Annotated in this window: 23 protein-coding genes and 1 pseudogene; 17 read left to right on the top strand and 7 right to left on the bottom strand. The window is 62.7% G+C overall.

Going from position 1 to position 21,953, the window contains the following annotated elements:
• The first annotated feature begins 3 nt into the window (after window positions 1-3).
• The 9 genes from BWP39_RS30800 to BWP39_RS30840 all read left to right on the top strand — a co-directional run bounded on the left by BWP39_RS30800 (window position 4) and on the right by BWP39_RS30840 (window position 8,368).
• Window positions 4-1,155 carry an ABC transporter permease gene (locus BWP39_RS30800; RefSeq protein ID WP_235851530.1) on the top strand — a complete coding sequence of 384 codons (1,152 nt, stop codon included), beginning with the start codon at window positions 4-6 and terminating at the stop codon, window positions 1,153-1,155.
• A complete protein-coding gene (locus tag BWP39_RS30805; RefSeq protein ID WP_096725946.1) occupies window positions 1,152-2,090 on the top strand; it encodes an ABC transporter ATP-binding protein in 939 nt (312 codons plus the stop codon). Before BWP39_RS30800 ends, BWP39_RS30805 begins: the two co-directional genes overlap by 4 nt.
• A complete protein-coding gene (locus BWP39_RS30810; protein WP_096725947.1) occupies window positions 2,087-2,854 on the top strand; it encodes an ABC transporter permease in 768 nt (255 codons plus the stop codon). The genes BWP39_RS30805 and BWP39_RS30810 overlap by 4 nt, the downstream gene beginning before the upstream one ends.
• A 196-nt stretch (window positions 2,855-3,050) precedes the next feature.
• On the top strand, window positions 3,051-3,254 hold the full coding sequence (locus BWP39_RS30815; protein ID WP_091015557.1) for a cold-shock protein: 204 nt from the start codon (window positions 3,051-3,053) through the stop codon (window positions 3,252-3,254).
• A 227-nt stretch (window positions 3,255-3,481) separates the two neighbouring features.
• Window positions 3,482-3,958 carry a rhodanese-like domain-containing protein gene (locus BWP39_RS30820; protein ID WP_096725948.1) on the top strand — a complete coding sequence of 159 codons (477 nt, stop codon included), beginning with the start codon at window positions 3,482-3,484 and terminating at the stop codon, window positions 3,956-3,958.
• Between the two features lie 36 nt (window positions 3,959-3,994).
• Entirely contained in the window at window positions 3,995-4,966 is a 972-nt protein-coding gene (epsC, locus tag BWP39_RS30825; RefSeq protein ID WP_096725949.1) for a serine O-acetyltransferase EpsC, read from the top strand.
• Window positions 4,963-5,286: a helix-turn-helix domain-containing protein gene (locus tag BWP39_RS30830; protein WP_096725950.1), complete on the top strand. Its 324-nt coding sequence runs from the start codon at window positions 4,963-4,965 to the stop codon at window positions 5,284-5,286. The genes epsC and BWP39_RS30830 overlap by 4 nt, the downstream gene beginning before the upstream one ends.
• A gap of 96 nt (window positions 5,287-5,382) precedes the next feature.
• Window positions 5,383-6,315, top strand: a complete 933-nt coding sequence (locus BWP39_RS30835) for a family 2A encapsulin nanocompartment shell protein (RefSeq protein WP_091015567.1) — start codon at window positions 5,383-5,385, stop codon at window positions 6,313-6,315.
• Window positions 6,290-8,368 carry a family 2A encapsulin nanocompartment cargo protein cysteine desulfurase gene (locus BWP39_RS30840; RefSeq protein ID WP_096725951.1) on the top strand — a complete coding sequence of 693 codons (2,079 nt, stop codon included), beginning with the start codon at window positions 6,290-6,292 and terminating at the stop codon, window positions 8,366-8,368. Before BWP39_RS30835 ends, BWP39_RS30840 begins: the two co-directional genes overlap by 26 nt.
• 71 nt (window positions 8,369-8,439) lie before the next feature.
• On the opposite strand, the pseudogene BWP39_RS30845 reads toward BWP39_RS30840, so the two are convergent.
• From BWP39_RS30845 to BWP39_RS30860, 3 genes and pseudogenes are all read right to left on the bottom strand, one after another.
• Window positions 8,440-8,598 (bottom strand): annotated as a pseudogene (locus BWP39_RS30845) (AraC family transcriptional regulator); the annotation flags it as partial.
• 334 nt (window positions 8,599-8,932) lie between these two features.
• On the bottom strand, window positions 8,933-9,526 hold the full coding sequence (locus BWP39_RS30855) for a type VI secretion system amidase effector protein Tae4 (protein ID WP_096725953.1): 594 nt from the start codon (window positions 9,524-9,526) through the stop codon (window positions 8,933-8,935).
• A gap of 396 nt (window positions 9,527-9,922) precedes the next feature.
• Entirely contained in the window at window positions 9,923-10,738 is an 816-nt protein-coding gene (locus BWP39_RS30860) for an AraC family transcriptional regulator (protein ID WP_096725954.1), read from the bottom strand.
• Between the two features lie 102 nt (window positions 10,739-10,840).
• Here BWP39_RS30860 and BWP39_RS30865 point away from each other — a divergent pair, with 102 nt between their 5' ends.
• Entirely contained in the window at window positions 10,841-11,092 is a 252-nt protein-coding gene (locus tag BWP39_RS30865) for a hypothetical protein (RefSeq protein WP_096725955.1), read from the top strand.
• Between the two features lie 211 nt (window positions 11,093-11,303).
• On the opposite strand, the gene BWP39_RS30870 is transcribed toward BWP39_RS30865, so the two are convergent.
• Both BWP39_RS30870 and BWP39_RS30875 read right to left on the bottom strand, forming a co-directional pair.
• A complete protein-coding gene (locus BWP39_RS30870; RefSeq protein ID WP_096725956.1) occupies window positions 11,304-12,599 on the bottom strand; it encodes an MFS transporter in 1,296 nt (431 codons plus the stop codon).
• A gap of 112 nt (window positions 12,600-12,711) precedes the next feature.
• Window positions 12,712-13,806, bottom strand: coding sequence for a tartrate dehydrogenase (locus BWP39_RS30875; protein WP_096725957.1), 1,095 nt, complete (start codon window positions 13,804-13,806; stop codon window positions 12,712-12,714).
• A 111-nt stretch (window positions 13,807-13,917) separates the two neighbouring features.
• On the opposite strand from BWP39_RS30875, the gene BWP39_RS30880 reads away from it, so the two are divergent.
• The 3 genes from BWP39_RS30880 (at window position 13,918) to BWP39_RS30890 (ending at window position 16,093) form a co-directional block, all read left to right on the top strand.
• The gene (locus BWP39_RS30880; RefSeq protein ID WP_096725958.1) at window positions 13,918-14,847 is read left to right on the top strand and encodes a LysR family transcriptional regulator; all 930 of its coding nucleotides are present in this window, start codon (window positions 13,918-13,920) and stop codon (window positions 14,845-14,847) included.
• A 199-nt stretch (window positions 14,848-15,046) separates the two neighbouring features.
• A complete protein-coding gene (locus BWP39_RS30885) occupies window positions 15,047-15,481 on the top strand; it encodes a hypothetical protein (RefSeq protein WP_133116984.1) in 435 nt (144 codons plus the stop codon).
• An 81-nt stretch (window positions 15,482-15,562) separates the two neighbouring features.
• Complete coding sequence (locus BWP39_RS30890; protein ID WP_096725960.1) at window positions 15,563-16,093, top strand: hypothetical protein; 531 nt, start codon at window positions 15,563-15,565, stop codon at window positions 16,091-16,093.
• A gap of 4 nt (window positions 16,094-16,097) precedes the next feature.
• Here BWP39_RS30890 and BWP39_RS30895 read toward each other — a convergent pair whose 3' ends face one another.
• A complete protein-coding gene (locus BWP39_RS30895) occupies window positions 16,098-17,000 on the bottom strand; it encodes a metal-dependent hydrolase (RefSeq protein WP_096725961.1) in 903 nt (300 codons plus the stop codon).
• A 512-nt stretch (window positions 17,001-17,512) separates the two neighbouring features.
• Here BWP39_RS30895 and BWP39_RS30900 point away from each other — a divergent pair.
• Window positions 17,513-17,914 (top strand): hypothetical protein, encoded by a 402-nt coding sequence (locus BWP39_RS30900; protein WP_207557205.1) that lies wholly within the window; start codon window positions 17,513-17,515, stop codon window positions 17,912-17,914.
• Window positions 17,911-18,366, top strand: a complete 456-nt coding sequence (locus tag BWP39_RS30905; protein WP_133116985.1) for a hypothetical protein — start codon at window positions 17,911-17,913, stop codon at window positions 18,364-18,366. Before BWP39_RS30900 ends, BWP39_RS30905 begins: the two co-directional genes overlap by 4 nt.
• Window positions 18,367-18,390: 24 nt before the next feature.
• On the opposite strand, the gene BWP39_RS30910 is transcribed toward BWP39_RS30905, so the two are convergent.
• Complete coding sequence (locus tag BWP39_RS30910; protein ID WP_207557206.1) at window positions 18,391-19,749, bottom strand: LLM class flavin-dependent oxidoreductase; 1,359 nt, start codon at window positions 19,747-19,749, stop codon at window positions 18,391-18,393.
• A 395-nt stretch (window positions 19,750-20,144) separates the two neighbouring features.
• Here BWP39_RS30910 and BWP39_RS30915 point away from each other — a divergent pair, with 395 nt between their 5' ends.
• On the top strand, window positions 20,145-20,873 hold the full coding sequence (locus BWP39_RS30915) for a GntR family transcriptional regulator (RefSeq protein WP_096725963.1): 729 nt from the start codon (window positions 20,145-20,147) through the stop codon (window positions 20,871-20,873).
• Between the two features lie 5 nt (window positions 20,874-20,878).
• Window positions 20,879-21,919 carry an ADP-ribosylglycohydrolase family protein gene (locus BWP39_RS30920; RefSeq protein ID WP_096726280.1) on the top strand — a complete coding sequence of 347 codons (1,041 nt, stop codon included), beginning with the start codon at window positions 20,879-20,881 and terminating at the stop codon, window positions 21,917-21,919.
• Window positions 21,920-21,953: the final 34 nt, after the last annotated feature.

Here is a 21,953-nt window from a genome sequence, read left to right on the forward strand (position 1 = left end):
TCGCTGGTCGACAAGGTCGATCGGGTTGGCGCGTTGATCGCGATACTGATTGCCGCAGCGCTCGCATTCGAACCGTTCGTCACGTTTCGCGCGAACCGCATCGTGTCGGGCAAGGGGCTCAGTCTGCTCGATACCTTTAGCGTCGGCGAGGCGAGGGTCGCGGTTGCGGTGCTCGCGGCTGCTGCGTTGTTCGCGCTGCTGCGTAGCCGCGCAGCGTTGCGGCTCGTGGTCGGCATTGCGCTGCTGGCGGGGCTTGCGCTGCTGGTCGGATACGCGCCCGCGCATCTCGTCACCGACGAGCATCCGCTCGCCCGCGTGTCGCCGGCAGGCGGCTTCTGGATCCTCACGTTCGCATTCTCGATGCTGGTCACCGACGCACTCGCGAAACTGTCACCCGGTCCCGCGCCGCGTCTTGCCGTGCTTGCGCTCGCATGGCTCGCGCTCGGTGCGTTGTTCGGTAGCGGTCGATGGGACGGGCTGTCGGTGATGCAGGAGTACGCGGTACATGCCGACAATTTCTGGCAGGAAGCGGCGCGTCATATCGAACTCGTCGTGGGTTCGGTTGCCGCGGCTGTGGCGTTTGGCGTGCCGCTTGGTATCGCGTGCGTGAAACTGCCTGCGCTGCGCGCGGTCGCGTTGCCGGTGCTGAATATCGTCCAGACCATTCCGAGCATCGCGATGTACGGGCTGATGATGGTGCCGCTCGGGTTGCTCGCCGCCCACGTACCGCTTGCCGCTGCGCTCGGTATTCGCGGTATCGGCGTTGCGCCGGCGTTGATCGCGCTGTTTCTCTATTCGTTGTTGCCGGTGACGGCGAGTGTTGTCGTCGGTCTCGGGCAGATTCCGCCGCAGACCGCGGAAGCCGCTGTCGCGATGGGCATGACGCCGGGCCAGCGTTTGCGTTCGGTCGAACTGCCGCTCGCGCTGCCGGTTGTGCTGACCGGCGTACGCATCGTGCTGGTTCAGAACATCGGGCTTGCCACTGTGGCGGCGCTGATCGGCGGTGGCGGCTTCGGCACCTTCGTGTTTCAGGGCATCGGCCAGGCGGCTATCGATCTCGTGCTGCTCGGCGCCGCACCGACCATCGGGCTCGCGCTGAGCGCGGCCGTCATCTTCGACGCCGCGACCGAATTCATCAAGGGGTCTCGCGCATGATTGAAATCGACAAGGTCAGCCGACACTTCGGCGATGTCGTCGCCGTCGACGACGTCTCGCTCGTCATCGGCAGCGGCACGATTACTGCGCTCGTCGGCACCTCGGGTAGCGGCAAGTCGACGCTGCTGCGCATGATCAACCGGTTGATCGCGCCGACGAGCGGCACGATCCGCATCGATGGACGCGATACGGCTAGCGTACCCGCTGAAGAGTTGCGGCGCGGTATCGGTTATGTGATCCAGGGCCACGGGCTGTTTCCGCACTGGAGCGTTGCTCGCAACATCGCGACCGTGCCGCGTCTGCTCGGTTGGGACACGGCCCGCATCGACGCACGCGTGCGCGAACTGCTGGAACTCTTCAAGCTCGATCCCGATACGTACGGCGCGAAGTTTCCGCATCAGTTGTCGGGCGGTCAGCAGCAGCGCGTGGGTGTAGCGCGCGCACTGGCTGCGCAACCCGCGATCCTGCTGATGGACGAACCGTTCGGCGCGCTCGATCCGATCATCCGTGGCCAGGCGCAGGAGGATCTGCTCGAGTTGCAGCGGCGGCTCGGCATCACGGTCGTGATCGTTACGCACGATATGGAAGAGGCATTGCATCTCGGCGATCGCATCGTCGTGATGGATGGCGGTCGTGTGCTGCAGGCAGCGACACCCGCCGAGTTGCTCGCACGTCCCGCCCCTGGTTTCGTCGAGAAACTCGTGGCGGGTACCGACCGGCCGCTACGTTTGCTGTCGCTGACCCAGGTCGATGAAATCGCCGAGCCGGGTACCGCGGATGGCGCGCCGATCGCCGGCACGCAGAGCTTGCGCGATGCGCTGTCGGAACTGCTGTGGCGCGGTACGCAGAGCCTGCCGGTTGCCCAGGCCGACGGCAGCGTGCGAACCCGCGTGTCGCTCGCATCGATCCTCGCGCGTGCCGGGCGGCCGAGATGAAACTCGTCGCACGGACTTCGCGCCTGCTCGCGCTCGCGATTCTGCTCGCGTTGCTGTGCCGTCCACAATGGTTTGCGCCGCTGTTCGCACCGCTCGCCGAGAACGGCGCACCCGCCATCTACGATCGATCGAGCCTGCTCGGTTTGACGCTGGCGCATCTTGCGCTGGTCGGCGGCGCGAGTCTCGTGGGGACCGTGATCGCGTTGCTCGCCGGGATCTTCGTCACGCGTGAAGCGGGGGCCGAATTTCTGCCGCTCGCGCGCAGCATCGTCAACATCGGCCAGACTTTTCCGCCGGTCGCGGTGCTCGCGCTCGCGGTGCCCGCGGTTGGTTTCGGTGTGAAGCCGACGCTGATTGCGCTGATTCTCTATGGATTGCTGCCGGTGTTCGAGAGCACGATCACAGGCCTCAAGGACATCCCGGCCGCGACCGTGGAAGCAGCGCGCGGCATGGGCATGGGTCCGCTGCGCCAGTTGCTATCGATTGAACTGCCGCTTGCGCTGCCGGTGATCCTGTCGGGTATCCGTCTGTCGGTCGTGATCAATCTCGGCACCGCGACGCTCGGCTCGACGGTGGCAGCCAAAGGACTCGGCGATGTGATCATCGCGGGTCTGCAGACCTCGAACACGGCTTTCATCCTGCAGGGCGGGATGATCGTCGGGCTGCTTGCCGTGCTTGCCTACGACGCGCTCGGCGTCGTTGCGCGTGCGCTCACACAACGCGACGCGGGCGCGACGCTCGCGTTGCCGCGCCTCGAGCGCTGAACGGCCCTTACCTCACTTCCCTCGCTTACCTCACTCGCCGCGCGCAATTCGTCAGCCGCGCTGATAAACATCGAAGAATTCGTTTGTTCCCGATGCGGTGAGCTTCCCGTATCGTTCAGCCGGCGTCGAACGAACTGATCCCGGCGGGTTCGGCGCTCTGTCTACACGCACGGGTCTCGCACAGCAAGGAACGAAGATGGCAACGGGTACGGTGAAGTGGTTCAACGATGCAAAAGGATTCGGCTTCATCACGCCGGACGACGGCGGCGACGATCTGTTCGCGCATTTCTCCGAAATCCGCGCGGACGGCTTCAAGTCGCTGCAGGAAAACCAGAAGGTCAGCTTCGAAGTGAAACAGGGGCCGAAGGGCAAGCAGGCCGCCGATATCAAGCCGGTGTAGCCGTCACGCGCTTGCCGCCTGCAACGACTATCTTCCGACGAATACCCATGAATGCCCATGCATGCTGATGGGGCAACCAAACCGCTGCTTCTTTAGAAAGCACAATTAGTTGGTTCGCCTTCCGGCCGGGCTATTTCATAGTACGTCGTGATGGCTATAGACGGTTTTATGCCGCCTCGCCAGCCCCCGCCGCACTGAAGCGCGCGGATATTCGGCAAGGAGATGTCATGACGGTTGAAGTCGAAGAACGGCCTGTGCACGCGGCACTCGATGTGCTTGAAGCTGCGCGATCGGCTGCGGTAGAAGCAGGGTTGCCCTATGCAGGCGGCATCGCGCCGCAGGATGCGTGGGCGCTGGTATCGGCAGGCAAGGCAGTACTGGTCGACGTGCGCAGCGCGGAAGAGCGGAAGTTTGTCGGCCATGTGCCGGAGAGCCTGCATGTCGCATGGGCGACGGGCACGAGCCTGACACGCAATCCGCGTTTCGTGCGCGAACTGGAAGCAAAGACCGGCAAGGATGCGGTCGTGCTGCTGCTGTGCCGCAGCGGCAACCGTTCGGCACTTGCGGCCGAAGCCGCGACGAAGGGCGGTTTCAGCCAGGTCTTCAATGTTCTGGAAGGCTTCGAAGGCGAACTCGATGCGGCGCAACGGCGCGGCGGCAGTAACGGGTGGCGCTTTCGCGGGCTGCCCTGGGTGCAGGACTAGCGCTTTTCACTCACACACTTTCAGCCGGGAGCCGCTGTGGCAGTTTTCGATATCGACGACATCGTAGAAGCACTGCAGACGGCTCGCCAGCAATGGCGCGAAGTACAGAAGCGCTCGCTTGAACCGGGCGGGCGCGAATTGCCGGCTCGCGAGGCGCTCGCGGAGATAGTCAATACGCTGAAGGGCGTGCTGTTTCCGATGCGGCTTGGGCCCGCCGATCTGCGTCAGGAAAGTGAAAACTTCTATGTCGGGCATGCGCTCGATACCGCGTTGCATGCGTTACTCGCGCAGGCGCGACTTGAACTGCATTACCGGACCCGCCACCACCCACGTTCCACCGACGAAATCGAAACGCAAGCCGGCGCGGCCGTCAGGGCGTTTGCCGCGAAGCTGCCGGAGATTCGCGCGCTGCTCGACAGCGATGTGCTGGCTGCATTCCACGGTGACCCCGCGGCAGGTAGTGTCGACGAGGTGCTGCTGTGCTACCCCGGCGTGCTGGCGATGATCCATCATCGTTTCGCGCATGCGCTATACGGGCTCGGCTTGCCGTTGCTTGCGCGTATCGTCGCGGAACTGGCGCATGGCGAGACGGGCATCGATATTCATCCGGGCGCGCAGATCGGTGCGAGCTTCTTTATCGATCACGGCACGGGCGTCGTGATCGGCGAGACCTCGGTGATCGGGCAGCGGGTGCGCGTCTATCAGGCGGTGACGCTCGGAGCGAAGCGGTTTCCGCGCGATGCGCAGGGACACCTCGAAAAAGGTTTGCCGCGCCATCCGATCGTCGAAGACGACGTCGTGATCTATGCCGGTGCGACGATACTTGGGCGCGTGACGCTCGGTCGCGGTGCGGTGATCGGCGGTAACGTCTGGCTGACACAGGATGTCGCGCCCGGCTCGCATGTCACACAGGCGGTGTCGCGCAACGAAGCGACGAGTGCGGGTGTCGCTGTGGCGCACGGTAACGCGGTGCCGCAGTCAGCTGCAGTAGCCGGAGTCACATCGTGACGATGATCGTACGAGACCTCGGTGTCACGGTGCGGCGTCTGCGCGAAGCGCGCGGCTGGTCGCAGGAGCAACTTGCCGAGCATGCGGGTCTGAACCGTTCGTATGTCGGCGAGATCGAGCGAGGCTCGGTGATCGCGTCGATCGTTACCGTCGAGAAGCTTGCCCAGGCGCTCGATGCATCTATCGCGGTGCTGTTATGCGCATTGCCATCGTTGGATTCTTCGCGAACCGCGACCGCAGCGGCGGTGCCGGCTAGCTCCGCCAAAGCCACTGCGTCATCCGCATCGAGTACTCCCACTTCCCCGAACGTAACCGCGTGACGTCTATAGCATGTTGAGCGGCTGCGGCGCCGTTTCCATAATCGCGTTTGTTCATAAGCATTCCCGTTTTTCTTCTATAGACCCCCGGAGCGACACATGACAGCAACAGTGGGCGGCCTGACGGCGCTCGGCGATACCGCAGCACGGCAACTAGCCAATGCCACCAAGACCGTTCCCCAGCTTTCGACGATTTCGCCGCGCTGGCTGACCCATTTGCTGCAATGGCTGCCGGTCGAAGCGGGTATCTACCGGCTGAACCAGGTGAAGAATCCGGAAGCGGTGGTTGCGGCCTGTACCGCGCGCGAAGACGAAAGCCTGCTGCCGCGCACGTTCGTTCCTTATGAAGAAGAGCCGCGCGAATATTTCCTGAACGCGGTGAGCACCGTACTCGATGTGCATACGCGCATCTCCGATCTGTACAGCAGCCCGCACGACCAGATCAAGGAGCAGCTGCGCCTGACGATCGAAACGATCAAGGAACTGCAGGAAAGCCAGCTGATCAACAACCCCGACTACGGCCTGCTGGCGAACGTCGCTGAAGAGCAGCGCGTGTTTCCGCTGACGGGCGCACCGACCCCCGACGACCTCGACGAACTGCTGACGAAGGTCTGGAAAGAACCGGCATTCTTCCTGACGCATCCGCTCGCGATCGCCGCGTTCGGTCGCGAATGCACGCGCCGCGGTGTGCCGCCGCCCACGACGAGCCTGTTCGGTTCGCAATTCCTGACCTGGCGCGGTATCCCGCTGATTCCGTCGGACAAGGTACCGGTCGCAGACGGCAAGACGAAGATCCTGCTGCTGCGCGTGGGCGACAAGCGCCAGGGCGTGGTCGGCCTGTTCCAGCCGGGCGTTGCCGGTGAGCAGGGGCCGGGTCTGTCGGTGCGCTTCATGGGCATCAACAATCATGCGATCGCGTCGTATCTGATCTCGCTGTACTGCTCGCTGGCCGTGCATTCGCCGGACGCGCTGGCGGTTCTCGATGACGTGGAGATCGGCAAGTACCATGACTACACCGACACCTACAAGTAAGCACATGGACAGCGCCCTGCCGCTCGATGTGCCTGCTGGTCCGCCGCCGGGCTTGCCCGATCCGTCGACGCTCGCGCAGCTTGCCAATGCGTTCTTCTCGGCATTGCCTGGTGAGGCCGCGCCGGTTGCGCGCAGCGGTGCCGCGACGGGTGTGCCGGGCACAGCGGGCGCGTTGCCAGTCGCTGCTCCCGTGCTCGCGGAAGCGAGCAACCCTGTACCGGCTGGCTCGCCGCTCGCGGGTCCTGGTGGCGCCGGTACCGGTGTACCTGGCGCCGCGATTCCGCAAGGGCAGGTAGCAGGCGCGAACCTGCTGCCTGCTGCGCCGACGCATGTGCTGTCGCTCGGTCATCGGGCGCCGGCGCTTGCACCGCATGCCGCTGCGCAGAACGGCTTGCCCGATAACGTGGTGACGGTTGCGCCTGCGCTCGATCCGCGGTTTGGTGGCGGCGCACTCGGTGTACCGGAAGGTGTCGGTGCGCAGCGTCCGTCGGCGGGTGGCGCGCCTGTTCCGTCTTCGCCTTCGGCCCCGTCCGCTTCATCAGCTTCGTCGCCGTATTACTTTCTGGACGGTTCGAGCGATCACCGGTCTGCGGCCGGTGCGACGCCTGACATCGTCGTGCCGGGCTGGACCAGCGTGACGGCGCAGTCGTTCGGCTTGCCCGGTGCCGATGAACCTTTGACGACGTCGCGTTTTCCGTACGACGTTGGCTCCGCGGGTGCGTCGAGCGGTACTGCTTCGCGCTACTTCATCGACGATGCGGCTCAAGCGCCAGTCTCGGGGCAACCCGCGAAAGCCAGCGGCGCCGTTCCGGCCGTCGGCCCGTCCAGTCATCCACCGTTCGACGTCAACGCCGTGCGCCGCGATTTTCCGATCCTGCAGGAGCGCGTCAACGGACGTCAGCTCGTGTGGTTCGACAACGCCGCGACGACGCACAAGCCGCAGTCGGTGATCGACCGGCTCTCGTACTTCTACGCCCACGAGAACTCCAACATCCATCGCGCGGCGCACGCGCTTGCGGGTCGTGCGACGGATGCCTATGAGGCGGCGCGTAGCAAGGTGCAGCGCTTCATCGGCGCGTCGTCGCCGGACGAGATCATCTTCGTGCGCGGCACCACCGAAGCGATCAACCTGATCGCCAAGACGTGGGGTGTGAAGCACGTTGGCGAAGGCGACGAGATCATCGTGTCGCATCTCGAGCATCACGCGAACATCGTGCCGTGGCAGCAACTTGCCGCGCAAACCGGCGCGACCTTGCGCGTGATTCCCGTCGACGACACTGGCCAGGTACTGCTCGAAGAATATCGGCGACTGCTTAGCGATCGTACGAAGATCGTGTCGGTGACGCAGGTATCGAATGCGCTCGGTACGGTGGTGCCGGTCAAGGAGATCGTCGAACTCGCGCATCGCGCGGGCGCGAAGGCGCTGGTCGACGGGGCGCAGTCGGTGTCGCATATGCGGGTCGATGTGCAGGCCATCGATGCGGACTTCTTCGTGTTCTCCGGCCACAAGGTGTTCGGACCGACCGGTATCGGCGTGGTCTACGGCAAGCGCGCGATTCTCGAAGACATGCCGCCGTGGCAAGGCGGCGGCAACATGATCGCGGACGTGACGTTCGAGCGTACGGTGTTCCAGCCGCCGCCCGGACGCTTCGAAGCCGGCACTGGCAACATCGCGGATGCAGTCGGCCTCGGCGCGGCAATCGATTACGTGACGCGCGTGGGCATCGAAAATATCGCGCGCTACGAACACGATCTGCTTGCGTACGCCACGAGCGTGCTGGCACCTGTGCCTGGCGTGCGGTTGATCGGTACCGCGCGCGACAAGGCGAGTGTGCTGTCGTTCGTGCTGAAGGGCTATGAGACGGAAGAGGTTGGCAGTGCGTTGAACGAAGAGGGCATCGCGGTGCGCTCGGGTCATCACTGCGCGCAACCCATTCTGCGGCGCTTCGGTGTAGAAGCGACCGTGCGGCCGTCGCTGGCGTTCTACAACACGTGCGATGAAGTGGACCGGATGGTGTCAGTGGTGAAGAAGCTCGCTTCGCGGCGCTACTGACGGCAGGTATCGGGAAGCAGGAAGCGTAGGCGTCGTGCGAACGGGTTTCGGTCTGTTCGCGCGACGCTTTTTTATTGTGCGTCGTCGTCGTTGTTGCGGTTTGCTTCGGTCATCGCATCAGGTCCATCGCCAGACGTTTGAGCCGCGAAATAACGCGCCGGTGTGACACCGAGCGCGCGGCGAAACATCGCGATAAATGCGCTGACGTTGTCGTAGCCCAGATCGATGGCAGCTACGGCCAAACTGCGACGTAGAAACTCAAGTAAAACACTGCGGTCACGAGTACCAGGAGCGCAGCACTCGAAATGAACCGGGACATCATGAGCCTCGGAGCCTGTTGAAATCCGACCACAGCCCACGTGACGGCGGGCCCAAAGAGAAACGTGACAATGACCGCGTAACCCCACCACGGAACCTGGCAATGCTCTATATCCCAACAACCATGCCATCGAGTATCAAGCAGTGGCCACGAATACTGCTGCGCTAGCCTGCTGGAGAGTCGCGCCACTTGCCAGGAAACCGAAAGCCCAACCGCGAGATAGGCCGCTGAGAAAACTGCGCGCTTCACTTGATCTCCCAGAAAAGAATCTGTTTGGATTTTCCCAGATCCGAATACCACGCAGAGGACAGCCCAACGCGAAACCGAACAAACGAGTTCACCCACCCTTGAGCGCCTGGTGATGTGAGCGTATCTCTGTTCCACAGATCGATATGGTCACCGGTCGTTTGTCCTCGACTATCCGTGTCACGTGCCCAGTACCCTGAAAAAAATACGATGCCGGTGCGCCCATTGATTTTGCTTTGCCAGTCGGGCCCTGTAATTTCCACAGGCGCGGGCAATCCTGCGAGAGGTCGTAACTTCAGCCACGCTTGCAGCTCGCGAGCGCGAAGAGCTGCCCGTTTTCCGTCGATGCGGATCTGCCCTTCTCCTCGAAAGGACTTCATCTCGACGCCGACATTGTGAAGCATGATGCTTAACCGAATTGCACATTGATTGTCTGCGTACGCTGGCACCTTACCGGTTTGCGGATCAACGAACGGATCTTTTTTATCAGGATATGCGGACCACAGTTCGTTGAATGTCAGCACCTTCAGGGGCACTTCCTTGACCGAATTCAGCGTCGAGTTCGTTCTGACTACAGTTCTCTTGTTCGGCATAGCTCAAGGCTCAATCCTGCTTTGCGAGGGCTTCGTCACCCCGGCACGCGTTATAGTCACCGGCACCATTGGTCGCTACATGCGGCAGCGCGCCGCTGTCGAGCGGATCACCGTTTACCACGGCATAGAAAATTGCTAATACTGCCTCTGTTAGTTGAAGCCCACCATGAATACCCCGCTACCAGGATTCAACGCGGAATTCTCCAACCGGAACTTCTACGTTATGAGGTGGTGGCAGTCGATAGGATTTGTCCGAACTGCACGCTTTTTCGATGTCTGCGCGCGTAGCCGCGCCTCCTTGCCAACGTGCGGATTTGGCGCGACGCGGCCACTATGGCCGAAGCGCATGCGACAGTACAGCGCGATATCGTTGATGCATTGCGCGCGATGCGTGTACTAGGTTGCTTCGGTCATCGCATCAGGTTCATCGCCAGACGTTTGAACCGCGAAATAACGCGCCGGCGTGACACCGAGCGCGTGGCGAAACATCGCGATAAATGCGCTGACGTTGTCGTAGCCCAGATCGATGGCAACGCGCGTTACTGCGTCGCCGGTAGCCAGCATTTCGAGCGCACGCATCAGGCGGGCGCGCTGTCGCCATTCGGTGAAACTGAAACCCGTTTCCGTGATGAAGCGCCGCGACAGCGTGCGCGGTGCGATTGCAGCCCACTGCGCCCATTCTTCGAGGCGGCGGTTATCGGCCAGATTTTCTGCCAGCGCGTTGGCGATGCGGATGAGCCGCGCGTCGCGAGGCATCGGCAGGCCGAATTGCTCGCGCGGTAGCGAACGGATTTCATCGATGATCACATCGGCAATGCGCATCTGCGCGTCGTCGAGTGTGCCGTCGCGCCAGGTGGCCGCGCGACTGATCGCGGCGCGCAGCAGGACCGACATCACGAGCGTGCACGGCCTGTCTGGCAACGTGCTGCATGCAGCCGCTGCGACGTACACGCTCCATCCCGAGAACGGGCCATGCGATTGCACTGAGTGTGCAAGATCCGGCGGAATCCACACCGCGTGCGTGGCGGGCACGACCCACTGGCTATGTTCGGTGCCGACCGACAGGAGTCCGGTGATCGCGCCAAACAGTTGTCCTCGCGCGTGACGATGTGGGGCGGTCACGCGTGCGTTGTCACCGGTCAGCTCGACCGCGTAGATCGGTGGGCCGTCGGTTGCATCGAGTTGAACAAAAGGGAGCAGGGGAGCGGACATGGCGCGAATGACGTATCGAATGGCCTTTATACCGCAGCCGATCTGCGTGCGCCAATCTACAGTGGGAAGCATCAACCACGTCAACCACCACGGGAGTACGCAATGCGTGCCGAAGAACTGCTTCCCGATCACCTCAACCAGGGCGAATTCAATGGCGTGTCCATCCGCAAGGGCACGGTCGGCGCCTTTCTTGCCAACGCACGGATCTGGCGCGACGCGACTGCTACAGAAGAAGCACGAGCGACCGCGCAGCGCGATATCGTCGACGCGTTACCGGCGCTGCGCGCACTCGGGCTGTTCGATGTGCTCGAGATTCGCGACGATGAACTGCGGGCGTTTGTCGACGCGCGGTAGATGATCTGCGTTCGGCCTGGCCAGGCACAGTCGCTGCGTTGCGTCGTGTGTCGGCAGGCACGCTTGCTGCGTCGTGCATCGCTCTTTGCAAGGAGCAGTCGCCGTGTCGCCCACGTTGCATGACGCAACGGTGTGGCGATCAGCATGTCACGTAGCCTCACACAGCGAGAGCACGAGGACCCGCGCGGCAGAGTTTGCGGCGCTGTCCCACTCAATGCACAGCCGACGCCACCCGATACCCGCGCCGCCCGATCATCAGCGTCAGCATCGCGGAGACAGCCAGACTGCCGGCAACTGCAAAGAGCCCCGCCGCATAACCACCGGTCGCAGACTTCAACCAGCCGATCGCAAAGGGACCCGCGAAGCCCCCCAGGTTGCCGATCGAGTTGATCATCGCGATGCCCGCCGCCGCGCCCGCACCGGACATGAACGTGCTCGACATTGCCCACAGCGGCGCCTTCGCCGCGCTGATGCCGACATTGACCGCTACTAGCGCCAGCACGACACCGGTGGCCGACTGCGCAAAGCCCGCCCAGACCAGACCGACGGCGGCGAGTACGCAAGGCACGACGATGTGCCACGTACGCTCGCCGGTACGATCCGAATTGCGCGCCCACAACACCATCGCGACGACCGCCAGCACGCTCGGAATTGCGTTCAGCGCGCCGGTGCCAAACGAGCTGAAGCCGAACTGGCGAATGATGAGCGGCGCCCACAGCCCCAGCGTATACAGCCCCGCGGACGTGCCGAAGTAGATCAGCGACATCACCCACACACGCGGATCGCGCAGCGCACCGAGCGCGTGACCGGTATGACCGGGCTGCGCGTGCCGTTGCAGGTTCTCTTCACGCAGCACGGCGATCAGCCACGCTTTCTCATCGCGCGTGAGCCACCGCGCCTTGTCCGGCGAATCGGTCAGCAGACGCAGCACGGCGATGCCGAGCACGACCGCCGGAATTGCCTCGATGATGAAGAGCCACTGCCAGTTGTGCAGTCCGCCGAATGCGGGCATCTGCATCAATGCGCCGGAAATCGGCGAGCCGATCGCGGTGGACAGCGGTGCCGCTGCCATGAAGGCCGCGGCGGCCATCGCACGCTGCCGCGTCGGAAACCACTGGCTCAGATACAGGATGATGCCGGGGAAGAAACCCGCTTCGGCCACCCCCAGCAGGAAGCGCAACGCGTAGAACGAGTGCGGTCCGACCACGAATGCCGAGGCGGCCGAGAGCAACCCCCACGTCACCATCACGCGTGCGATCCACAGGCGCGCGCCGACGCGGTTGAGAATCAGGTTCGACGGCACTTCGAAGAGAAAATAGCCGAGAAAGAAAATGCCACCGCCGAGGCCGAACATCGCCGGTGTCAGGCCGAGTTCGTGATTCATCGTGATGGCCGCGAAGCCGACATTCACGCGGTCGAGAAAACTGACGAAGTACAACAGCATCACGAACGGCAGGATGCGCCACGTCAGCTTGCGAATGACCTGCGCCTGCAGATCGTTGGTCATGCTCGTCTCCATCGATGCGCCCGTGGCGGATTCGTCCGGGCGTTTATAGGTGTGTGGTCCGAACGCGACGCACGCCGCGCAAGCTGCGCGCGCGGCTTCGCTTCCCCGCGACTCAGGCCGCCTGCGACGCGAGCGCCGGATGGGCGGCGAGCAGCGAGCAGACCGCCTGCGTAACCTGCGCCGTAGTTGCCGTGCCGCCGAGGTCGCGGGTATGCAGCGCAGGGTTCGCAGTGACCTGTTCGATAGCAGACATGACCGCACGCGCGGCTGCGCTTTCGCCAAGATGCTCGAGCATCATCACCACCGACCAGAACGTGCCGACCGGATTCGCGAGGCCCTTACCCATGATGTCAAACGCCGAACCGTGGATCGGCTCGAACATCGACGGATAGCGGCGCTCCGGGTCGAGGTTCGCCGTCGGCGCGATGCCGAGACTGCCAGCGAGCGCCGCGGCCAGATCGCTGAGTATGTCTGCGTGCAGGTTCGTCGCAACGAGCGTGTCGAGGCTCGCCGGGCGATTGACCATGCGCGCGGTCGCGGCATCGACGAGTTCCTTGTCCCACGTGACGTCCGGAAATTCCTTCGATACCTGCACGGCGATCTCATCCCACATCACCATCGCGTGACGCTGCGCGTTGCTCTTGGTCACCACGGTGAGCAGCTTGCGCGGACGCGACTGGGCGAGCCGGAAGGCGAACCGCAGAATGCGTTCGACGCCGGTGCGCGTCATCATCGACACATCGGTGGCGACTTCGAGCGGATGCCCCTGATGCGCGCGACCGCCGACACCGGCATATTCGCCCTCCGAGTTTTCGCGCACGATCACCCAGTCCAGATCGTTCGGCCCGCAGCGTTTGAGCGGCGCATCGATGCCGGGCAGAATCCGCGTCGGACGCACGTTTGCGTACTGATCGAAGCCCTGGCAGATCTTCAGGCGCAGGCCCCACAACGTGACGTGGTCGGGAATCTGCGGATCGCCCGCGGAGCCGAACAGGATCGCGTCCTTGCCGCGCAGCGCGTCGAGGCCGTCGGCCGGCATCATGACGCCGTGCTGACGGTAATAGTCGCCGCCCCAGTCGAAGTGCTCGAATTCGAAACGAAACGCTGCGCCTTGGGCGGTCAGGGCTTCGAGCACCTGCTGTCCGGCCGGCACGACTTCCTTGCCGATACCGTCGCCGGGAATGGTTGCGATGCGATAGGTCTTCATGAGCGAAGCGTCTCCTGATTGAATGTCCGGCCATGCTAGAGCGCGGGGTACCGCGACGAACGCTGCTAGACTTAAACCATCCTTAACCTCAAGTTGACAATCCACGCTGCAATGAACTCGTCGATCCAGCCGGACGATCTGCGGTTTTTCTCGGTGCTGGCCGCAAGCGGCAGTCTGACGGCCGCCGCGCGCGAACTGGGGTTGAGCACCGCGGCGGTCAGCAAGCATCTGTCGCAGATGGAGTCGCGCGCGGGCGTCGCGCTCGTGAACCGGACTACCCGCCGGATGAGCCTCACGCCCGAAGGCGAGCTGTACGTGACGCGTGCGCGGCGGATCCTCGCCGACATGGACGAACTGGGGCAATTGCTCAACGGATCGCGCGCGGCGCCGAGCGGGCTGTTGCGCGTCAACGCGACGCTCGGTTTCGGTCGCAGCCATATCGCACCGGCGATCTCGCAGTTCGTGCGGCGCTACCCGGAGGTCGACGTGCAGTTGCAGCTATCCGTCGATCCCCCGCCGTTGAGCGACGATGCCTTCGACGTGTGCATCCGCTTCGGCGAGCCGCCCGATGCGCGTGTGGTCGCGCGGCGCGTAGCGCCGAACCGGCGGTTGCTGTGCGCGGCGCCTGCCTATTTCGCCGACCGTGCGCCGCCGAAAAATCCCCATGAGTTGACGCGGTACAACTGCATCGGCATTCGCCAGGGCGACGACGGTTATGGCCTCTGGCGTCTGACGAGCGGCCGCGGCGCCACCGAAAAGACCGAGACCGTGCGGGTGCGCGGCAACCTCACGACCAACGACGGCGAGATTGCCGTGAAGTGGGCGCTCGACGGCCACGGCATCCTGATGCGCGCGGAGTGGGACATCGCCGACTATCTGCGCGACGGACGTCTCGTGCATGTGTTGCCCGACTACCGGACGCCGGGTGCCGATATTTATGCGGTGTACCCACAGCATCTGCAGATGACTGCGCGCGTGAAAGCGTTCGTCGATTTTCTGGTGCACACGCTGCGAGAACCTGCGCCGAATTTAATCCGGTAATTGTGACCCGGTAAATCGATAATCAAGTAATAAATGCGGGTTCTCGCGCGACGTCCCGGTGAAATCGTTATCGGTCTTTAATAATCTATTCATCCTTATCGTTTATCGGTGGAGGTAACTCGTGTTGCGGGGTCGGGTAGATATGGGAAAAAATTCATCGATTTAAAAAACCGCCGCTGCGCTACCAGGATTTATGGGCTTGCGTTATATACTGGCGGCGGCCTGCGAATCGGCGGTTTGCAAACTGCAAAATGTTAAATGTAAGCAGGCGAGCGTGCTGAACCCGGAACGATATATCGATTTGCCCCATACGCTATGGAATGGCACAAATCGATGGAAAATCCTGGCGGATCAGGTAGAGAGCAGCATCATCGGGGTTACAAGGCAGCAGGCCGCTCTGGCTAACGGAGTCGCGCCACTTCATCGGTATGAAAAACGTGAGTACCAGCCAGAAGACGCACGGAAAGACCTCGTGAAACTATTTCTCGCAGACTCGTTGAAACGCGCGGACAGATACTCGTTTCTGACAACGTTACTTATCTACCGAGGACATGCCCCTCGGGCTGTTGATTATCCGGGTGTTTTTAATACCGATGTCAGGGACCGGAAGGTATCCGACGGAGACGATGCGTGAATCAATCCGCGTCGATGAACCAATGAACACAACGATGAAAGCGCCGCGGCAAGGCCGCCGCACGCCGGGGGGCGACCGAGAATGAATGGGCCAAAGAAGCTGGACGCGTACCGCGTCGGAGGCGCGCCGCTGACGAAGGCCATGCTGCTTCCGCCTACACCCGCGTCGGCGCGCGAGCTTTCGCTGCGCAATCACCTGGCGGTCGCAGCGTGCCGCAGCGGCAACGGAAACCGCGCATTGCTGCGCGAACTGTTCGCGATTGCCTGTCTGAGTTACTTCCTGCGCGAGGCGGGGTTTGCCTTCGGGCCCGACTCGCTGTACGCCGAGGTGCAGGGCGCGCTCGAGCGCAGTGTCGAGCGCTGTTCGACCGACGAGCCCTGGGAACTCGACGAGCCCGACGGTGTGGCGTTGGGCAGACTGGTGACCATCTACGACCGGCAGTTCTCGACTGCGCCGATGTATGTGATGGACGGCGCGCACAAGCGCTTGAAGCGGCTCTCGGTAGGCGAGTGGCGCTTTCCGTGGGCACGTCGTTCACCGGCGCCGGAGCAAAGCGTGGATCCGTCCGCACCGGCGGCGCCGGAGCAAAGCGACGATCCATCCGGCTCGTAGCCTCTCACGATGCGTCGCGCACCCATGCACCACCGTGCGCCGCGACCTGTGCCGCCGGTGAGGTCGCGAGATAGGCCAGCGCCTGTTCGGTGGAGCCCTCGCGATGCGGCGTATAACCCGGCTTGAAATAGCGCAATGCAGCGGCAAGCATTTTCCAGAATGACGGCAGACAGTTGCGGCGCGCGCCGTCGCGCCATGCAAGCGCAAAACCGCGGTACTTGCCGGCATCGGGATCGCGCCGATGCATGAAGCGCGCACCGCGCATCAGGAAACGCAACAGCAGCACGATCGTCGTAAACATATGGAAGCAGCGCTCCAGATAATTGCCGCCCATGTGCCGGAAAATATCGAACGCGACCGTACGATGCTCGACTTCCTCCGCGCCGTGCCAGCGCAACAGATCGAGCATCGTCGGATCGGCGTGAGCATCATCGAGCCCCTTGGCATTGAGCACCCAGTTGCCGAGATACCCGAAGAAGTGCTCTAGCGACGCGATGATGCCGAGCTGCTGACGCAACCAGAACCGCGTGTGACCGATCTTTAGTCCGAGCGGCGCTTCACCGAGCACTTTCCCGAACATCCAGTCGAGTTCTTTCGTGAACGGCTGCGTGTCGATGCCGTGAACCTTGTAGTAGTGCGTGAGCACGCCGGCGTGCGAGCGTGAATGCACGGCCTCCTGGCGCAGAAAACCTTCTGCGTCTTCGCGCAACCGCGGGTCGGTGATGAGCGGCAGCGTCTTGTTGTAGACGCGGCAGAACCACAGTTCACCCGCTGGAAAAAGCAGGTTCAGCACGTTGATAATGTGCGTGCTCGACGGGTCGCCGGGAATCCACTGAACCGGCGTGTTGCTCCAGTCGAACTTGACGTGGCGTGCCTTGATTTTGTGATGAGCGCTCTCATCGGTCATGGCGATCTCCGCGGTAGCGATGGAAGCGTTCCGGGCACAGTGCGTCAGCCCGAACCGGGAGAAATGCGAAGCGCGGCAGGGTCTGCCGGCTGTCTCCATCCCATCTTTAAATGTTACATTGGATGATGTAATTGTTGGATGGTACACCTTCGGATCGATTTGTCCAGACGGTGACCCGGCATGTAGAGGTGTCCGACTAGGTGGTTGCCGGTCGCTCCTGCCGGTCGCGGTTGCTCGATAAACGGGTGTTTAGCAACACAGACTGCAATTATTGATTTTCTTTAACCATCTCGTCATTCACAGTCGCGTAGACGTCGTTATAATCCGGATGTCTCTGTCGGGGCAGATTTTCTGGTTTACCGTCTCATTGATAAAAACCAGCGCGTCTCGACATGAAGCGAAGGCTGAAACGAAGAAGCGAAGAAACGCAGTAGACGATGTGCAACAAGGGGTAGTTCAATTCCATCCCGGGCGAGAATAGTTCCTCGTCCCACGCATAATGGACCAGGATAATGGCCGACAAGAAAGACATCAAAACCCTGTGCGAAAACCACTGGGATGACTGGAAGGGCGATTGCAGTGGGTTTCTCAAGGCGGTCGCTGCCGATCTGGACCTGACACTGACAGGCGACGCGAATGCTCTCGTCGGCACGATGAGTGGAGCGCCGTGGTCGCAACTCGGCACCGATAAAGACAAGGCTGTGGCTTATGCCGGACTGGGATATCTGGTGGTAGCCGGTTTGAAGGCGACGCCCCACGGACACGTCGCGATTATCATGTCGGGTGTGTCGAAACCCTATCCGCTCGCGTATTGGGGGCGATATGGCGGCAGTGGGCGTAAAAATACTGCGCTCAATTATTCGTGGAAGCATACGGATCTTGCGAACGTTCAGTATTACGCAATCCGCCCATGACCATGAAATCTTTCAGGCAAGTCCTGTTTATCGCCGGGTTACTGGCAACCGGTAACGTTGCCATGGCGCAAACGTGTCATTACTCCGAGGTCGTGCCTGGTGCCGGCAAGGTCACCGCACGGCATGTGACAATCGATCTCGGCGCAGGCGACCCGGCTGAGAAGCCGACCGCATGGATTGGGCCGATGAGTCTCACCGGTCCGTCGGGCAAGTCGTGCTCGGTCGATCCGGACGTGAGCATCATCGAGCGTCCGATCTACACGGACGGCCAGCACGTGTTCGTGACCACCTATTCCGGCAGCAACCGGACCGTCTACGCGATCGATGCAACGAGTTGCGATGTTCTGTGGAAAAGCGATTCGTTTGCGGGGCCGGTGAAGCTGAGTGGCAATCGTCTGCGCCTCGACAAGCAGACGGTGAAGCTGGGTCCCGACTGCGTACCGGCGCACTAACCGCAGTGTAGCGACCGGATGCCGTCAGGTTGCGACAGCCGCCCGCCGCTGCTTTGAAGTGCGACGGTTGGTCGGCTGCGCGAGCCCCAGGTGCTCGCGCAGCGTGTCCCCTTCATATTCCGTGCGGAACAGACCGCGCCGCTGCAGGATCGGCACCACGCCGTCGACGAAATCCTGCAAGCCGCCAGGCAGTGCATCGGGTATCAGATTGAAGCCATCGGCGGCACCACCTCTGAACCATCGTTCGATGTCGTCGGCGATCTGTTCGGGCGTACCCACTACGACGCGGTGTCCACCGCCACCGGCCAGCGCGTAAATCAACTGCCGCGCCGTGTAGCCATGCTGGCGAGCCTGTGCGAGCGTCGCGTGAAAGAACGTGTGATTGCCGTTGCCTGCCGCTGGTAACTGAAGATCGTCCGGCAAACGTTCGTCGAGTTGCAGACGATCGGGCGCGATCCCAAGCGTGCCCGCAAGACGCGTCAGGCTGTAGCGCCACGGGATCAGTTCCACCAGTTCGTCGCGGCGCCGCAGCGCGTCGGCCTCGGTTGCGCCAACGATCGTCGTTAGACCGGGCAGCACCCGGATCGCCTCAGGTCCGCGGCCCTGAGCGGCGGCGCGCGCCAGCAGATCGCCGCGATAAGCGGCCGATTCCTCAAACGATTGCGACGCCGAGAAAACCGCTTCCGCATGACGCGCGGCAAGATCGCGCCCATCCGCCGAACCCCCCGCCTGAACTAGCACCGGATACCCCTGCGCCGTGCGCGGCAGGTTCAACGGTCCCTGCACGCTGAAATACTCGCCGCGATGCGCGACCGGATGCACCTTGTCCGTATCGATGAAGCGGCCGCCCGTCTTGTCGCCGATGAAGGCGTCGTCTTCCCAGCTCTGCCAGAGCGCCTTGACCACATCGGTGAATTCCGCGGCGCGCGCGTAGCGCTGCGCATGGTCAGGTGCCGCATCGAGGCCGAAGTTGCGCGCGGAACCGGCGTCGGCGGTCGTGACGATATTCCAGCCGGCCCGGCCGCCACTGACGTGATCCAGCGTCGAGAAGCGGCGCGCGATGTTGTACGGCTCGTTGTAACTCGTCGACGCGGTACCGATCAGGCCGATATGCGTCGTTGCTGCCGCAATGCTGGCGAGCAGCACGGTCGGTTCGAGCGCGGTGATCGGGCGAAAGTCGATCTGATCGGCAATCGATGCGTTGTCCGCGAGAAACACCGCGTCGAACTTCGCGGCTTCGGCGATCTGCGCGACGCGCACGTAGTGGGCGACGTCGATAAACGCGCGTGGATCGGCGTCGGGAAGACGCCATGCGGACGGGACGAAACCCGAATGCAGGATGTTGACGTTCAGATGTAGATGGCGTGGGGCACGGGCGGTCAAGACGGAACTCGCTGGAGAGAGCAGGGCGATCGGTCGCCCGGGTGACGGATATTGTCGGGGGCGCTTGCGTGTGCCGCCACCAAGCATTTTGCGCATCGATATGCGTGAACAAAATAAGCGCGTCTGCAGTGGATCGTGCTGGTTTCCCCTGGGCGATTCGCGCTTGACCACATCAAGGTCATCCTCGTAATCTCCGGAACATGTTCCTACTTGTACTTTTTATGAGGCTAGGGAAATTCAGGGAAAATGGTTTGATGTGCCGCATCGCTTCTGATGTCGCCCGCCGTAGCCAAGAAACATGTGCATACTTGTACCTTTCATTCAGAATGCGCGATATCGCGCGAACCGATGGCAGGTCCGCAGCATGCGCAACGTTTTTTCATGGGAGTCGCGAGATGGTACGAAAGGCAGCAAAAGCGGCTGAGGTCGGTCGGTCGAAAGCGCACATGGTGGCCGCGACGATCGAGCACGAGATCCTGACCGGGCGCCTGCCGTTCGGTCAGCAACTGGAGAGCGAAAGCGAACTGGTGGAGCGCTTCGCGGTGAGCAGAAACACCGTGCGCAAGGGGCTCGATCTGCTGACGAACGGTGGCCTGATTACGCGCAAGGGTGGCATCGGTTCGTTCGTCACGTTCGACGGCAAGGCAATCGACGCTTCGCTCGGCTGGAATACGGCGCTCGAACGCGCGGGCGGCAACGTGCATACGCGGCTGCTGCAGATCGCGATCGTCGAGGACAAGGCGCTGGCCCGCGAACTGAAGCTCGATACACCGGCGTTCGTCGCGATCGACCGGATGCGGCTGATCGACAAGGACGCGTTGTGTATTTCGCTCGAACGCAGCCGTTTGCCGTTCAACGACGAACTCGCGGCGTTACCGCTCGAAGGACTGGTGGGCGGATCGCTGAATCGCACGCTGATCGAACACGGCATGGTGCCGCATCACGGCGAACAGTGGGCCGAAGTCGTTGCGCTGGAGGCGCCTGACGCGCGCCTGCTGAAACGCCGTACCGGCACATCGTTCCTGCAGTCGCGGCGCCTCACGCGCGATCGCGACGATCGCATCATCGAGTACGTGGTGAGCTTGCTCGATCCGGCTCACTTTGCCTTACACCTGGAATTCTGATGTCGATGTCTACGCTTACCTCAACGTTATCCGCGCAGGAGCGCATCGAACGTGCGCGTGGTGCTTTCTACGGGCTCGCACTCGGCGACGCGTTCGGCATGCCAACGCAATCGCTGAGCCGCGCACAGATTGCAGCGCAATTCGGCCGTATTACGACGCTCGAAGATGCGCGCGCCGATCAACCGATCGCCCCCAGCATGCCGGCCGGTTCAATCACCGACGATACCGAACAGGCCGTACTGGTCGGCGAATTGCTCGTCGCCGGGCAGGGCACGATCGAGCCGCGTGCGTTTGCGCAGCGTCTGATCGAATGGGAAGCATCGATGAAGGCGCGCGGCTCGCTCGATCTGCTGGGTCCGTCGACGAAGCGCGCGATCCAGATGATCATCGATGGCGAGGCGCCTGATCAATCGGGCCGTTTCGGTACGACCAACGGCGCCGCGATGCGCGTGACGCCGGTTGGTATCGCTGCCGACTTACACGATCACGCTGCGTTCATCGATGCGGTGGTGCAGTCGTGCCGTGTTACGCACAACACCACGCTGGGTATCGCGAGCGCGGCCGCAGTTGCTGCGGCGGTGTCGGCGGGAATTGAAGGCGCGTCGCTTGCCGAAGCGCTCGATGCGGGCGCTGCGTTAGCCGATGCCGGCGAAGCGCACGGCTATTGGGTAGCGGGCGGCCGCATCGGCGAACGCATCCGCTGGGCGCGCGAATTCGTCGCACAAGGCCCCGCCGATGCGATTCCGCAAAAACTGTACGACGTGGTCGGGACATCGGTGGCGTCGCAGGAGTCGGTTGTCGCGGCGTTCGCGTTGGCGAGCGATGCGGCGCAGCGTGGCATCGACATCGGTGCATCGCTGGGCGTCGCGGCGAGCCTCGGTGGCGATACCGACACGATCGCCGCGATGCTCGGGGCGATGCTCGGAGCGTGCGCTGGCTATCGCGCGTTGCCGCAGGATCTGATCGACACGGTGCGCCGCGTCAACCGGCTCGATCTCGATCCGCTCGTCGGGCAACTGCTCGCGTTGCGCGCGCGGTCCGTATAAGCCACGCACTTTTCCTCAACCTCTGGAGGCCCAG

Source organism: Paraburkholderia acidicola (assembly GCF_002362315.1).
GTDB lineage: Bacteria > Pseudomonadota > Gammaproteobacteria > Burkholderiales > Burkholderiaceae > Paraburkholderia > Paraburkholderia acidicola.